A 14,740-nucleotide genomic window follows, 5' to 3' on the forward strand; every position below is an offset into this window, starting at 1 on the left:
ATTCTGGAAGATTCAAGCGTCGAGATATTGATGCAGATCAGAGAAGCTTAGCGTTCGAGCCAGACCAGAGAGGCAAACCGACCGGTGCGTGGACTGCGGCGGTAAGAAAAGAAACGAGGATCGGTCACGGTGCAAAAACCGCCACCATAAACAGCAGTAACACCGCGAGCGGCCAGGCGCAAACGCGCCAGCTCATAAATGTCGGCCATGAACTTGCCGGCGTTGTGGCTTGGTACAAAGGCTTTGGCGGTTTCGGGCAATTGCTCGACGAAGGTTTCGCGCACTTCCGGGCCGACCTCAAAGGCTTGTGGGCCAATGGCCGGGCCAAGCCAGACCAGCACGTCTTGAGGCGGCACGGCCAGACTGTCGAGCGTCGCCTCCAGTACACCCGCCGCCAACCCGCGCCAACCGGCGTGGGCCGCTGCTACGCGAGTGCCGGCACGGTCGCAGAACAGCGCTGGCAGGCAATCAGCGGTCATCGCGGTGCAGGCGATACCGGGTGTTGACGTCCAGCTCGCATCGGCAGTGGCTACCAGGCCTGGGTCAGCCTGGACCACGACAATGCCGTGAACCTGCTTTAACCAGGCCGGTTGAATAGAGAAGTGATCGGTGAGGCGACGGCGGTTCTCGGCGACGGCTTCAGGGCTGTCGTCAACGTGATCGCCCAGGTTGAGGCTGTCGAACGGCGCCAGGCTGACGCCGCCCGCACGGGTGGTAACGCAGGCTTTTACCCCGGCAGGCGCAGGCCAGTCGGGAATCAGCCAGTCACTCATCCGATGAACGCCTCACGGTCTTGCTTGAGCAGCGACAGCAACCAGACGAAGTCATCCGGCAATGGCGATTCCCAGCTCATGCGTTTACCGGTGGTCGGATGATCCAGCTCCAGGAACCGCGCGTGCAGCGCCTGACGCGGGAAATTCTTCAGGGATTCGACCATGGTCACACTGGCAGCCGGTGGAATTCGGAAACGACCGCCGTAGGCAGGATCCCCGACCAACGGGTAGTTGATGTGCGCCATGTGCACGCGAATCTGGTGCGTACGACCGGTTTCCAGCTTGACCCGCACGTGGGTGTGGGAACGGAAACGCTCGAGCACGCGGTAGTGGCTGACGGCTTGCTTGCCACCTTCCATTACGGCCATGCGCTGGCGTTGCTGGCCATGACGACCGATCGGCGCGTTGATCTTGCCGCCGGCGGTCACCACACCGATCACGATGCATTCATAGATCCGGCTTACGCTGCGGCTCTGCAATTGCGTGACAAGTTGTGTTTGTGCCTGAATGGTCTTGGCCACCACCATCAGCCCGGTGGTGTCCTTGTCCAGGCGATGCACGATACCGGCGCGGGGCACATTGATAATGTCCGGCACGTGGTGCAGCAAGGCGTTGAGCAAGGTGCCATCGGCGTGACCGGCGGCAGGATGCACCACCAGGCCTGCAGGCTTGTTGATCACCAGGATGTCGTCGTCTTCATAGACGATGTCCAGCTCGATGTCTTGAGCGATCCATTCGCCTTGAGCTTCCTGCTCGGCAGTGAGTTCAAGGATGGCGCCACCGTGAACGATGTCTCGCGGGCGGATTACCGCCCCATCCACAGTCAGGCGGCCGTCTTTGATCCAGGCGGAAAGGCGCGAGCGCGAGTGCTCAGCGAATAGTTGTGCGGCGACTTGATCGAGGCGTTGGCCGCCCAATTCGGACGGCACCTCTGCGCGAAGTTCAATTTTATCGGACATGCTCAGACTAGGCGTCGGCACAGCCTTTGGTTTCGGCTGCGCGCTTGTGGTTAAATACGGCGTCTTTTGCCCCGAGGCTTTTCAACGGGGCACTCATCATAACAGGACGGCCCCGCCCAAGACAGCGGCCGTCATAGGGACGCAAGCCGCCATGCAAGTGAAACACCTGCTGCTGATCGCCATCCTCGCATTGACCGCTGCTTGCTCATCGAAGGAAGTCGTAGACGAAAACCTGAGCGAAGTCGAGCTGTACCAGCAGGCTCAGCACGATCTGGACAACAATAGCTACACCGCCGCCACAGCCAAGCTGAAGGCCCTGGAGTCGCGTTATCCGTTCGGTCGCTACGCCGATCAGGCTCAACTCGAGCTCATCTACGCCAACTACAAGAATACCGAGCCTGAGGCTGCAAAATCCGCCGCCGAGCGTTTCATTCGCCTGCACCCGCAGCACCCGAACGTCGATTACGCCTACTACCTCAAAGGTCTGACTTCTTTCGACCAGGACGTCGGCCTGCTGGCGCGCTTCCTGCCGCTGGACATGACCAAGCGTGACCCGGGCGCCGCTCGCGACTCCTACAACGAGTTTGCCCAGCTGACCAGCCGCTTCCCGAACAGCCGCTACTCGCCAGATGCCAAGCAGCGCATGATCTACCTGCGCAATTTGCTGGCCTCCTACGAGATTCACGTTGCCGACTATTACCTGACCCGTCAGGCCTATGTCGCCGCCGCGAACCGTGGTCGTTACGTGGTGGAAAACTTCCAGGAAACCCCTTCGGTCGGTGACGGCCTGGCAGTGATGACTGAAGCCTACCAGCGTCTGCACCTGGACGAACTGGCCGCGACCACCCTCGAAACCCTGAAGCTCAACTACCCGAACCACCCAAGCCTGGTGGACGGTCAGTTCGTGCCTTCGAAGGACGAAGCCGACAACCGTTCATGGCTGAGCAAGGCCACGCTGGGCCTGATCGAATCCCGCCCACCGCTGCCGCCAGGTGAAACCCGCGCCAACCAGGACGTGCAGCGACAGTTCCAGGACGCCAAGGACGCGATTCCGAACGAGCTCAAGCCTAAAGATGAAGACGGCGAGGTGATCGAAGAAGAGCAGCACGAGTCCGAAGCCAACAACACCGACCGCTCGTGGTTCAGCTACATGACTTTCGGCGTGTTCGACTGACATACCAGGTTGTGCATAAAAGGGAGACTTTCGGGTCTCCCTTTTTTATTTCCGCTCTTCAATTGCACTGTGCGCCTGCCATGTCCTTGGCTAAACTGCCAATTCACTCGTCAAAAAGCAGCTCACCATGCTTCGTTTATTATTCTGGATCGCCCTGATTGCCGCTGCGGTATGGCTCTGGCGCAAATTCAAGGCGCCGGTTTCGGGCGCCAACACGCCGCGAGAGCAAGACGCGCCACCCATGGTCCGCTGCGCTCATTGCGGCGTACATCTTCCCCGCGACCGCGCGCTGAGCCTTCAACAACAGTGGTATTGCAGCCAGGCTCACCTTGAGCAAGGCCCGGGCTCCAGTGATCGCTGAGACGCCCAGTCCAGGCAACAAACAGGCCCAGCGACTGCTGCGCCTCTATCACCTCTACCGATTAAGCATCGGTATCACTTTGGTGCTGTTGATCTCCAGCAACATGGACAACCAGTTGCTGACGTTTGCCAATGACGACTTGCTGCGCAACGGCAGTTGGTTGTATCTGGTGCTGAATATCCTGCTGGTGGTCTTTCTGGAGAACACCCGGCGCCCGGCGCAGTTGTTCGGTCTGGCGCTGGTCGATGTCCTGCTGCTATGCGGTCTGTTTTATGCCGCTGGCGGCATGCCCAGCGCCATTGGCAACCTGTTGATCGTGTCGGTGGTCATCAGCAATACCCTGCTGCGCGGGCGCATCGGCCTGCTGATTGCGGCTGTTGGCGCCCTCGGCATCGTGGGTTTGAGCTTCCTTCTGAGCTTCAGCCACCCCACCAGCCCCAACGACTACCTGCAAATCGGCACGCTCGGTGCCCTGTGTTTTATCGCGGCCTTGCTGGTGCAAGGCTTGATCCGAAGAATTGAAGTCAGCGAAACCCTGGCCGAGCAGCGAGCCAGTGAAGTGCTCGGCCTTGAAGCCCTCAACGCGTTGATTTTGCAACGTATGCGCACGGGCATTCTGGTGCTCGACGAGCAACGGCGTGTGCAATTGGCCAATCACAGCGCCTTGACCTTGCTGGGTCGGGAAAAACTCGATGGACAACTGATCGACGACCATTCGATGCCGTTGGTCGAACGACTCCAACTGTGGTTCAACAATCCGACTTTGCGCCCGCAAAGCCTGAAAATCGCCAGCAACGGCCTGGAGCTGCAACCGAGCTTCATTGCCCTGGACCAAAGCCCACACCACCAGACGCTGGTTTTTCTCGAAGACATTGCCCAAATCGCCCAGCAGGCCCAACAACTTAAACTCGTCGCCCTCGGCCGCCTGACTGCCGGTATTGCCCATGAGATCCGCAATCCACTAGGCGCCATTAGTCATGCCGCGCAGTTACTGCAGGAATCCGAGGAACTGAACAGCACGGATCGGCGTCTGACGCAGATTATTCAAGACCACTCTCAGCGAATGAATCGGGTAATCGAAAACGTCCTGCAGCTGTCCCGTCGCCAGCGAACCGTGGCGCAACGGCTGAATTTGCGACCATGGCTGGAGCACTTCGTGGCCGAAGTCCGCGAGGGGGCAACCGAGCGTCAGCACATTCACCTGCGAATCGGTGGCGGAGACTTCAGAACCTTGATGGATCCGAATCAGCTGACACAGATTCTCGACAATCTGTTGCGCAACGCCTGGCACCATAGTGCCCTGCACCATTATCAGGCGCAGGTCTGGCTCGAGTTGTTTATTGACTCGGACAGCCAGTTGCCGATCCTTGAAGTCCTGGACGATGGCCCCGGCGTGGCGCCGGACCAGCGTTCGCATCTGTTCGAACCGTTCTTCACCACCAGCAGCCAGGGTACTGGCCTGGGGCTTTATCTGTCCCGTGAGCTGTGCGAAAGCAATCAAGCCCGCCTAGACTTCAACCCACGCCAAGGCGGCGGCTGCTTTCGCATCACCTTTGCTCACGGACGGAAACAAAGTAGAACATGAGCCCACGGCAAAAAATCCTGATCGTCGACGATGAGCCGGATATCCGCGAACTCCTGGAAATAACCCTGGGACGGATGAAACTTGACACCTTTAGTGCGCGCAACCTCGCAGAAGCACAAGCACTGCTGGCGCGGGAGGCGTTCGATCTGTGCCTGACCGACATGCGCCTGCCCGATGGCACCGGTCTGGCGCTGGTACAGCACATCCAGCAGCGCTACGCGCAAGTGCCAGTGGCGATGATTACCGCCTATGGCAGCCTGGAAACGGCAATCAACGCCCTCAAGGCTGGCGCCTTCGACTTTCTGACCAAACCCGTTGACCTCACCCGCCTGCGCGAACTGGTCACCAGCGCTTTGAGTTTGCCGGCACCCAGCGGTGCCAGCAGCGCCATTGACCGGCGGCTGCTGGGTGACTCACTGCCGATGCGCAGCCTGCGTAAACAAATCGACAAACTCGCCCGCAGCCAGGCTCCGGTGTACATCAGCGGCGAATCCGGTAGCGGCAAGGAACTGGTTGCCCGACTGATCCACGACCAAGGCCCGCGCGCCAGCCGACCGTTCGTGCCAGTGAACTGCGGGGCGATCCCGTCAGAATTGATGGAAAGCGAATTTTTCGGCCATCGAAAAGGCAGTTTCAGCGGCGCTATCGAAGACAAACCCGGGTTATTTCAGGCCGCCCATGGCGGTACTTTGTTTCTCGATGAGGTGGCAGACCTGCCATTGGCAATGCAAGTCAAACTTTTGCGCGCCATTCAAGAGAAAGCCGTGCGCAGCATCGGTGGACAGCAGGAAACCGTGGTGGATGTACGCATTCTTTGCGCCACCCACAAAGACCTCGATACAGAAGTCGCCGCCGAACGCTTTCGCCAAGACTTGTACTATCGCCTTAATGTGATCGAATTGCGGGTGCCGCCCTTGCGCGAACGCCGCGACGACATTGAGCTTCTGGCCAACAATATGCTCAAGCGGTTGGTAACTGGCACTGGCCAACCCGCGACAAAACTCCACCCGCAAGCCCTCGAAGCACTGAAAAACTATCGTTTCCCAGGAAACGTGCGGGAATTGGAGAACATGCTTGAGCGGGCGCACACCTTATGCGAGAACAAACAAATTGATGCCAGCGACTTGCGGCTGGCCGAGGGCAACTGCAACCCGGACGGCGAGGTGCCAGACCTGACGCAGATCGACAACCTGGAAGCTTATCTGGAAAACGTCGAACGCAAACTCATCCTCCAGGCTTTGGAAGAAACCCGCTGGAACCGCACAGCGGCGGCTCAGCGGTTGAATCTGTCGTTTCGGTCGATGCGTTACAGGCTCAAGAAATTGGGGCTGGATTGAGGGCCTCTTCGCGGGCAAGCCTCGCTCCTACAGGTTGATGTCGTTCACAAACTTATTGATCGACTCAAACCTGTAGGAGCGAGGCTTGCCCGCGAAGGCGTTCTGCCCGACAACAAAAAATCATGCGGTCAAATACGCCCAGCCGGTGCATACGGCGCAGGATCGATAATCGGTGCCCGCCCCAGCATCACATCGGCAAACAACTGACACGACGCCGGCGCCAGCACCAAGCCGTTTCGGTAGTGCCCGCAGTTGAGCCAAAGCCCCTCAAACCCCGGCACTCGACCGATATAGGGAATCCCCTCCGGCGACCCCGGCCGTAGCCCGGCCCAATGCCCCACCACCTCGGCATCCGCCAGCGCCGGAATCAATTCCACCGCTGACGCCTTCAGGCTTTGAAGCGCTGTGTCAGTCGGCGTTTTATCGAAGCCTTCATGCTCCAGCGTACTGCCGATCAGGATGTGCCCGTCACGCCGAGGAATGGCATAACGCCCCTTGGCCAGGACCATGCTCGGAAGGAAGTCGGCCGCGCACTTGTAGAGAATCATCTGGCCTTTGACCGGCTCGACCGGCAATTCCAGGCCCAGTTTTTTCAGCAAGTCACCGCTCCAGGCCCCAGCCGTCAGGACCACCTGATCCCCCGTAATGGCGCCCATCGAGGTCTGTACCCCGACCACCGTAGCACCTTCACGGATAAATCCGCTGACCTCGCACTGCTCATGAATCGTCACGTTCGGCAGCGCCAGCAACGCTGCCTTGAGGGACTTCACCAGCCGTGGATTACGCACATTGGCCACATCGGCCATGTAGATCGCCCGGGAAAAACCGGCGCCCAATACCGGCACCGCATCGTGTGCCGCGGAGATATCCACAGCCCGCAACGGGCGGTTTTCCCGTTTGGCCCAGGCAAGCGCTTCGGCTTCGTCATCCAGGTCCAGCCAGTACAATCCGGTGGTATGCACTTCAGGATCGACACCCGTGGCGGTGAACAGGCGTTCCGCCAGCTGTGGATAAAAATCCTGGGACCAATGAGCCAGTGCAGTGACTGCCGGGCTGTAGCGCCACGGATAGAGTGGCGAAACAATCCCGCCCCCGGCCCAGGACGACTCCTGACCGACATTCGAGCGGTCCAGCAGCACGACGCTCTGTACTTCGGACGCGAGATTGAACGCCGTCAGCAGGCCAATCACCCCGCCGCCGACAATCACCACTTGCTGTTGCCTGCTCATGTTCTGATCCAACCGTTCAATAGACAGAGGGCGTAAAGGGCGCCCGGAAAGATAACCTCAACGACCCCAGCAATCCTTGGTGGTCAGACCGGACGTGGCATTGACCATGCTTCTGACGCCGGTATTGGTGAGAGTGAAATCACCGCACTTGTCACTCGCCATGGTCGAACCGGCCTTGCGTGTTGCCGTCAGCAGGAAGGTCTGATCGGTCAGGGTCGGAGTGATGGTGTAGAAATCATTGCCGGCGCTCAGACCGGTGGCATTGGTGTAGACATTATTCTTCGAATAAAAGCGCTCAAGGATGTGTGCCTGCTCGGAAAGCAGCCCGGCCACTTCCGCTCGGCGCCCCTTTTTCACGTACTCGGTGAGACTTGGATAGCCAATGGTGATGACGATCCCGATGATCGCAATCACGATCATGATTTCGATCAGGGTAAAGCCTCGGTTGGATCTGCGCATGCCTCAACTCTCGCTTACTGTATTTGTCGCCACATGATGCGACGGCCGCTGCCGCCACCGGATTTTTCCACCAGTGTGGTCACGCCACCACTGGAGTCGTTTACAACCTTGCGGGTTGCGTCGTTGACGACCGCGTTCAGGGTCGGGATACCACCGGTGAAAATCACCCCGCTGGAAATCGTGTCGGCGCTGTCGACCACCCCGTCGGCATTGGTATCGAGCACAGCGTAATTGAGCATTTTACCGCTGAACGCATCGAGTTCGACCAGTTTGCCAGAGCCGAAGCTGGCGCAAGGGTCAACGGTATCCATACTGGCCGTGGTAAATACGATTCGCCCCGACACCAGGCTGGCCTGATTGATCACTCGCTCCCCGGTCAGTACGTTGTTGTAGACCAGCGGCAAGTACCAGCCTTTTTTTGCCGGGTAGATCACTTCGTTCTGGCTGGTGGTGATGAATTGCCCGCTGCTGCCAGAGAACACGCCGGTCACCGCCTGCGCCTGCAGGCTGGAAGTAGTGAATTGCCCCGCGCCTCCTTCGGCATCCCATACTGCATAAAACGCCTGTAGATCCTTGCTGGTCTTGTCGGCGGCTTCATTGAGTTTGCCGGTGCCGAAAAACACTTGCTTGCCGCCCAATGCGTGATCGGCGAGCAGCGGTTGTACGGTGATCGGCTGGGTTGCGCCGCCCGCCGTGGTGAACAACGGCTTGCCGGAAAACGCCACCCCCCAGGTTTCGGTGGTGGTGCCACTCAAATCGAACTTCCACAACCGCCCTTTCAGGTCGCCACCATAGGCAGCCTGCACCACATTCTGCGAATTGACCCTGAGCTTCACCGACGATAGACCGTTAGTGGTTTCTGTGCTGTCGACCACGATTTTCCTGATCAGCGAGCCATCGCGGATATCCACTACATACAGTGCAGCCACCCCGGAGTTGCTGCCATAACCATTGGAGATAAACGCGGCCCAGCGACCATCGGCCAAGCGTGCCACTTCTGGGCGCGCATAGGCATAACCCAGATCATTGAAAACGTTTGCCGTACTGGGCGTGGCCGGCGCGCTGATTTCCCACAACGCCTTAGTCGCATTACCGGCCGAGGCGTCGAACAATTGCAACGCATAGAAGGTTTTTCCGCCCGCCCCTGTTCCACCCATCGCCAGGGTTTTCCAGGTGCTGTCGAGTTGGGCATCGAACACGCCGACCTGACCGTCGACCAGATATTTGTGGCTCACACCGTTGATATAAGTGGGATCAGCGATGTAGCGCAATGACGGCAGCACGCTGGAGGGCATATAGCCGTAACGCCTTGCACCATTGGTGGAGTTGATGACGTTTACAAAGCCATCGTTGGCGTTCACCACCAGGCTGGCGTTCATATTGGCGGCTTTGGTGGCGAGGTAAGCGCTGTAGGTGGTGTCGCCCACCAGATCGGACGCGGTCTGGTCCGTGGGTGCAGCCAGTACGAGAGGCGAATTGATGATATCGCCAAGCAATACACTGCGCGCTCTCAACCCGCTTTTGTGGATACCCTTGCTCCACTCCACCAGATCGCTGCCGGTAATACCGACGGGCAGGCTCTGGCTTAGAGAAGCTTGCTGCGCCGGGGAGAAATTGCTGTAGGCCAAGCTAACAACGGAGTTGGTCAGGGTATTCCAGGACTGGTAAGTCGGGGCGGTAGCACCGGGCACGATGGTGGTATCGGTCGTCCACAGCACCGCGGCTGTGTTCACCGCACCCGCCGAGGTGAAGCCAAAAGATTTCACGGTGCCGCGCCAGTCCTTGGGGTCGTAGCTGGTCTGGAAGTAGTTCGAATTGCTGGTCAGGGTCGTGCCATTGGTCACACCGCTGCCGCCAGAGCCCGCTCTGGAGGTGATATCGCTCAAGGCTGAAGACAATGCGCTGTTGAGCTCGGCGCCGTCGATCGCCTGGTAATACTTGCCCTGCCCATAGGTCGCGGCGTCCGCCAGCATCTGGTTTGCCGCAGTGAAACCCAGGGTATAGGTATTCATGTTTTGTTTTGAAAAATCCGGGGCATTCCAGCTCTTGCCCGTGGCATCGGTTCCAGTGGAGCGCATGTCGATGTCGAAGGCGAACTTGGCGATGTCATCCAGGAACAGGGTATCGCCCTCCTTGTCGCCGAAACGATCGGCCCCGTCATTACTGCTGATACCATCCCAGTTCGGTAACTGGTTGCCACCCAGCGGATCGTCAGTCGGAAAGGTATGGTCGAAGGTTGGCAAACCACCTGTGATTACCACGCCGTAATTTCTCTGGCAGCGATACTGAATCGGGCTGGTGTAGGTGGTGGGCGTCGCGTTGTTGTACGGCGTCATGCCACGAAAATAACGGGTGATCTCGTAATAGGCTTCAGCCAGGGGTGTATTGGCCTGGGCGCTCAGTTCATCGATTCCGGCAATCAATTCATTGTAGTTGGCATCGGCCTCAGCCTGGGTCACGGTGCCGCTGGCGGCCGACAAATCACTGATCGAACGGACGATGTAACCGCCGTCATTCTTATGGTTGCCGACCGCCAGGTTGAACGTTGCCAGACCGATGCGTAGCGAGCGGTTGCTGGCCACCAACGTCTTGGAAACGTTGCGCGCCACGTTCATCCGGTAATCATTGGGAATCGAACCATCGGTGAAATCCCGGTCGGCGTTGTTGGCCAGGCTGATCAGGTACGACAAGTATTTAGCCGAATAGAGCGTGTCTTCGCGCCCCACCGGATCGGGAAGCTTCAGGCAAAGTGATTCCAGACCGAGAAGGCTGTTTTTATAAAACCCGTACCATCCATCCTTCGTACATGTCCCATGAGTCAAACTCGACAGGGCAATATTGTTATCGGTCATGTCGAGTTCGCGACCTTTCAAGCACGAACCATTCGAAAGGCAAATAGCCACCGGGGGGCGTGAGAGGCTCGGATCGAAACCTGCCGCCCAGATAATGCTGTTCATGCTCGCCGAATCATCAAGTAACAGCATTACATTGGGTGCTACGGCGGCGGCGTTCAACAGCGGCGAATCCGAGGGCGTGAAGGCGTAAGCCGGCGCTGCCAGATAAAGGCTCGATGCCGCGCCGCAAAAAAGCTGCAATAACCAGCGGCGCCAGCCTGGGCGGGTCTCAGTACTTCGCATAGATACTCTCCACCACACTGCGCGAATTGCCCGCGATGCCCACGGCGGTCACCCGGTACAGCGTTGCCGACGTGTTGCTCGGTACGTTCACGGCCGTCAGGGTCGTCCCAATGTTCTGCACCCCGTAAAAGCCGTTGCCGGCGGCGATCCAGGTCACTCCCGAGGTGGAGTTGAAGCCGGCGGCGGTAATAATCGACGCCTCGGCCGGCGGCGCGCATTGGCTGGTACCGCTGCAAACCGGTAATGAATAGGTGTTCAGTTGCACCGCGCTTTCGCCGATACGCAATGCCGCTTCCGCGCCCTGGAACGACTGGTTGCGCAGGATCACGCTGCCGGCCATTTTTTCCTGCAACGTAGCGCTCTGCATCGATGAAAGACCGATCAAGGTCAGCACCAGAAGAAACACCAGGCTGACCAACAGCGCCATGCCGCGCTGGGCGTGAGGGGGCGTGGGAGAAATATTCATCGGCCCTCCCCTCATGGCAACCGGTTGCGCAAGGCGGCAACCACGTTGAAGGTTTGATCGCTGACCCGGTGGTTCGGGTCGCTCAGTGTCAGGGTCAGTCGCACACTTCGGATCCGTGCCGGATCGGACGGGTTGCTGCTGTAGCTGGAAGCGGCCGTATCTGTGGCGGAGCTGGCAAGGCCGAAGCTCACCTTGAACTCGCGGACATTGTTCACCAGCACCTGCTGCGTCGGCGTGCCGGCACCAGAGCCCATCAGCAGTTGGTTGTTGCTGAAGCTGTAGACCAACCGCCGGATCGGAAACGCCAACTGCCCGGATGTGGTCGTTCGTGGACCGGAGTAGGCCGTTGCAGTGTTACGACAGTCCGAAATGACCGTCCAGGTCGGCGTTCCGCCACTGCCGCCGACATCGGCGGTGACAAGCGTTAATTTGAGGTTGGCATTGTCCCAACTGATCGGCGTGATCTGACTGGCATTGAAGCTCCCTGCCGAGCTGGCATCGATAATCGTGCCCAGGCAACCGAACATGCCGACCATGCGGATTTCCTGAATCATCTTGCTCAGGACGAACCGTGCATCTTCCTGCATGCCGGCGGCAGTGCTCTGGCTGACGTAGGTATTTTTAGCTGCGATGAAGATCTGCGCCACGCCAAGAACCACGACCAGACTCAACGCCAGGGCGATCAGTAACTCGATCAGGCCGAAGCCTTTGCTGGCCTTGATCATGGTGTCGTCGCCGGATCGACGGTGGCGCGACTGGTGAGGACGAAGCTGCGGCGCGAGTCGGCGCTATTGGCGGCCCGTGAGTCGTCCCAGGTAATGGTGATGGTGTATACCCGCTGGTTGCGGGTAATGCTGCCGGTCGCCGTGGCGCCGCCGAAATTGACGATGTTGGAGGTGAAGTCGTAAAGGTCCTGATCCCGGGCCACGCTCAGGTTGCCGGAGGTCGGTGGCGTGATGGTGTAATCGGCGCCGGAGTTGGCACGAATGCGGTCCATCATGTCGTAAGCGATAAAACTCGCCTGGCTGGTCATCCGCGAGCTGTCGGTGTACTTCAGCGCATTGAGCTGAATCGCCGCCGTACCCAATAACCCCACCGCCAGAACCAACAACGCGACCAGCACCTCGATCAGCGTCATGCCCTCCTGTGCGCGCTTGCTCCAACCCCTCATCCGCAGCTTCCACCCAATAGAATTCGTCCGTTCAAACACACATTCAGCGTCCTGCTCTGTGCCCCCAGTACATAACTGATCACGACGGCCGTGGACGGTGCCGACAAACCGCCCAGATTGTTGAAATCAATAGCGGTCACTCCTGAGGTTAGCGTCAGAGTTGCACCACTGCTCATCGCTGGAACAACCCGCAATACATTAGCCGGATTGCCTGTACCGTCATAAACGGCCAGCTCGCCGGTCCAGACGCTGCCGCCGGCTGTCGGGCGAACCCGGGTGGTCAGACCCCGGTCAATCGCCTCAAGCCGGGCAAAATTGAGCGCGCGTTGCAGGTCGCCGATTTCGGTATCGGCCTTGGTGTTTTGCACCGAGCGGTTAAAAGCCGGAACGGCCAGGGTAATCAGAATCAGAAACACGGCGAGCGTGATCAGCAGCTCGATCAGCGTGAAACCTTTTGTACGATGATCCATCGGTGCCCTCCGTTGCCGTCGGCTATACCTGCTTCTACACGCTAGAACATTCGACCGGCAGATGTACGGTTGTTTTGCCATTACCGCGCGCGGATCGCGCGGGCCGCAGTACTCCAGGGAGGGAGATAACATGCATCAGCAAGGTTTCAGCCTGATCGAACTGCTCATGGGACTGACAATTGTCGGGATTGTTCTGCTGTTGGTCAGCCCGGCATTCGCTGCACTGACAGAATCAAACCATCGAGAGCAGGCCGCGCAGTCGATTGTCAGCGGTATGCGTACTGCCAGAACCGCGGCTATCACCCGCAATCAGAGCGTGGTGATACACGGCATCAACGGCGACTGGGGCCAGGGTTGGCGGATCATTCTGGATGTCAGCGGTAAAGGCCCGGAGGACAGCAGCAATCCGCTACTGATAGAGCACGCGAGTAGCACCCGGTTGCCGATTGTCGGCAATTGGGGGGTCAGACGTTTCGTGCGCTTCAGCAGTCTGGGCGAACCGTTGATGCCCGGACGGGCCTTTCAAGCGGGGACATTGCACTTATGCGCACGCCACGAACCGGTGAGTCAGCTCCAGGTGGTACTGGCCCGGACCGGTCGCGTCAGCCTGCGCAGCGATAAAACTGAACAGGCGCTGTGCGCTAAGCAAAAAAGCGTTAAGGCAAAGAGCGCACGCGCAACTCTTTAGGCATGGAGAACGTGATGTTCTCCTCGCGACCGGCCAGCTCGTCAGCCCCGGTGGCCCCCCAAGCCTGCAACTGTCGGATCACGCCACGCACCAGAACTTCCGGCGCGGAGGCACCAGCGGTGATGCCAATACGCTCGACACCATCGAACCAGCTCTTTTGCAGGTCTTCGGCGCCATCGATCAGATAGGCCGGAGTGGCCATGCGCTCCGCCAGTTCACGCAGGCGATTGGAGTTGGAACTGTTCGGGCTGCCGACCACCAGCACCACGTCGCATTCGTCCGCCAGTTGCTTCACGGCGTCCTGGCGGTTTTGCGTGGCGTAGCAGATGTCGTCCTTGCGCGGACCGCCGATCGCCGGGAAACGTGTACGCAGGGCGTCGATCACGCGACTGGTATCGTCCATGGACAGGGTGGTCTGGGTAACGAAGGCCAGTTTCTCAGGGTTGTTCACCTGCAACGCGGCGACGTCTTTCTCGTCCTCGACCAGATAGATCGCACCACCATTGCTGCCATCGTACTGGCCCATGGTGCCTTCGACTTCCGGGTGACCGGCATGGCCGATAAGGATGCATTCACGGCCGTCGCGGCTGTAACGCGCGACTTCGATGTGCACCTTGGTCACTAGCGGGCAGGTCGCATCGAATACCTTCAGACCACGGCCAGCGGCTTCGGTACGCACGGCTTGGGAAACGCCATGGGCGCTGAAGATCACGATTACGTCATCCGGTACCTGATCCAGTTCTTCGACGAAGATCGCCCCACGGGCGCGCAAGTCTTCGACGACGAATTTGTTGTGGACCACTTCGTGGCGCACGTAAATCGGCGGCCCGAAGACTTCCAGGGCGCGGTTGACGATTTCGATCGCCCGGTCCACACCGGCGCAGAAGCCACGGGGATTGGCGAGTTTGATTTGCATGCTGTGCCTCGTGTC

General features: G+C 59.1%; 15 protein-coding genes. 5 read left to right on the forward strand and 10 right to left on the reverse strand.

Translation table 11 applies throughout. The annotated features are described in order from the left end of the window. Window positions 1–47: 47 nt before the first annotated feature. Both pgeF and rluD read right to left on the reverse strand, forming a co-directional pair. Window positions 48–773, reverse strand: a complete 726-nt coding sequence (gene pgeF / locus FHW68_RS20470) for a peptidoglycan editing factor PgeF (protein ID WP_095632290.1) — start codon at window positions 771–773, stop codon at window positions 48–50. Further along, window positions 770–1,732 (reverse strand): 23S rRNA pseudouridine(1911/1915/1917) synthase RluD, encoded by a 963-nt coding sequence (gene rluD, locus FHW68_RS20475; RefSeq protein WP_007901932.1) that lies wholly within the window; start codon window positions 1,730–1,732, stop codon window positions 770–772. Before rluD ends, pgeF begins: the two co-directional genes overlap by 4 nt. A 151-nt stretch (window positions 1,733–1,883) precedes the next feature. Between rluD and FHW68_RS20480 the strand changes: the two genes are divergently transcribed. The 4 genes from FHW68_RS20480 (at window position 1,884) to FHW68_RS20495 (ending at window position 6,189) form a co-directional block, all read left to right on the forward strand. After that, entirely contained in the window at window positions 1,884–2,906 is a 1,023-nt protein-coding gene (locus FHW68_RS20480) for an outer membrane protein assembly factor BamD (RefSeq protein ID WP_095632291.1), read from the forward strand. Window positions 2,907–3,033: 127 nt separating this feature from the next. Further along, on the forward strand, window positions 3,034–3,267 hold the full coding sequence (locus tag FHW68_RS20485; protein WP_007901926.1) for a PP0621 family protein: 234 nt from the start codon (window positions 3,034–3,036) through the stop codon (window positions 3,265–3,267). Beyond that, window positions 3,257–4,852: a HAMP domain-containing sensor histidine kinase gene (locus FHW68_RS20490; protein ID WP_183682710.1), complete on the forward strand. Its 1,596-nt coding sequence runs from the start codon at window positions 3,257–3,259 to the stop codon at window positions 4,850–4,852. Before FHW68_RS20485 ends, FHW68_RS20490 begins: the two co-directional genes overlap by 11 nt. After that, window positions 4,849–6,189 (forward strand): sigma-54 dependent transcriptional regulator, encoded by a 1,341-nt coding sequence (locus FHW68_RS20495; protein WP_183682713.1) that lies wholly within the window; start codon window positions 4,849–4,851, stop codon window positions 6,187–6,189. Before FHW68_RS20490 ends, FHW68_RS20495 begins: the two co-directional genes overlap by 4 nt. A gap of 128 nt (window positions 6,190–6,317) precedes the next feature. Here the strand turns inward: FHW68_RS20495 and thiO are convergent, their stop codons facing one another. The 7 genes from thiO to FHW68_RS20530 are packed head-to-tail and all read right to left on the reverse strand — an operon-like array spanning window position 6,318 to window position 13,121. Beyond that, the gene (thiO, locus tag FHW68_RS20500; protein ID WP_095632294.1) at window positions 6,318–7,418 is read right to left on the reverse strand and encodes a glycine oxidase ThiO; all 1,101 of its coding nucleotides are present in this window, start codon (window positions 7,416–7,418) and stop codon (window positions 6,318–6,320) included. 57 nt (window positions 7,419–7,475) lie between these two features. Beyond that, a complete protein-coding gene (locus FHW68_RS20505) occupies window positions 7,476–7,877 on the reverse strand; it encodes a type IV pilin protein (RefSeq protein WP_095632295.1) in 402 nt (133 codons plus the stop codon). Between the two features lie 14 nt (window positions 7,878–7,891). Next, entirely contained in the window at window positions 7,892–11,014 is a 3,123-nt protein-coding gene (locus FHW68_RS20510) for a pilus assembly protein (protein ID WP_183682716.1), read from the reverse strand. Then, window positions 11,001–11,480: a PilX N-terminal domain-containing pilus assembly protein gene (locus FHW68_RS20515; protein WP_095632297.1), complete on the reverse strand. Its 480-nt coding sequence runs from the start codon at window positions 11,478–11,480 to the stop codon at window positions 11,001–11,003. Before FHW68_RS20515 ends, FHW68_RS20510 begins: the two co-directional genes overlap by 14 nt. 11 nt (window positions 11,481–11,491) lie before the next feature. Next, a complete protein-coding gene (locus FHW68_RS20520; protein ID WP_183682720.1) occupies window positions 11,492–12,205 on the reverse strand; it encodes a PilW family protein in 714 nt (237 codons plus the stop codon). Then, window positions 12,202–12,651 carry a type IV pilus modification protein PilV gene (gene pilV / locus FHW68_RS20525; RefSeq protein ID WP_183682724.1) on the reverse strand — a complete coding sequence of 150 codons (450 nt, stop codon included), beginning with the start codon at window positions 12,649–12,651 and terminating at the stop codon, window positions 12,202–12,204. Before pilV ends, FHW68_RS20520 begins: the two co-directional genes overlap by 4 nt. Then, on the reverse strand, window positions 12,648–13,121 hold the full coding sequence (locus FHW68_RS20530; RefSeq protein ID WP_183682727.1) for a GspH/FimT family pseudopilin: 474 nt from the start codon (window positions 13,119–13,121) through the stop codon (window positions 12,648–12,650). Before FHW68_RS20530 ends, pilV begins: the two co-directional genes overlap by 4 nt. Window positions 13,122–13,251: 130 nt before the next feature. Here FHW68_RS20530 and FHW68_RS20535 point away from each other — a divergent pair, with 130 nt between their 5' ends. Then, window positions 13,252–13,809, forward strand: a complete 558-nt coding sequence (locus FHW68_RS20535) for a GspH/FimT family pseudopilin (protein ID WP_183682730.1) — start codon at window positions 13,252–13,254, stop codon at window positions 13,807–13,809. On the opposite strand, the gene ispH is transcribed toward FHW68_RS20535, so the two are convergent. Next, the gene (gene ispH, locus FHW68_RS20540) at window positions 13,778–14,725 is read right to left on the reverse strand and encodes a 4-hydroxy-3-methylbut-2-enyl diphosphate reductase (protein WP_095632302.1); all 948 of its coding nucleotides are present in this window, start codon (window positions 14,723–14,725) and stop codon (window positions 13,778–13,780) included. The two genes, FHW68_RS20535 and ispH, sit on opposite strands and share 32 nt — an antisense overlap. Window positions 14,726–14,740: the final 15 nt, after the last annotated feature.

This window comes from Pseudomonas sp. Tn43, from assembly GCF_014192635.1.
Classification (GTDB): Bacteria; Pseudomonadota; Gammaproteobacteria; order Pseudomonadales; family Pseudomonadaceae; genus Aquipseudomonas.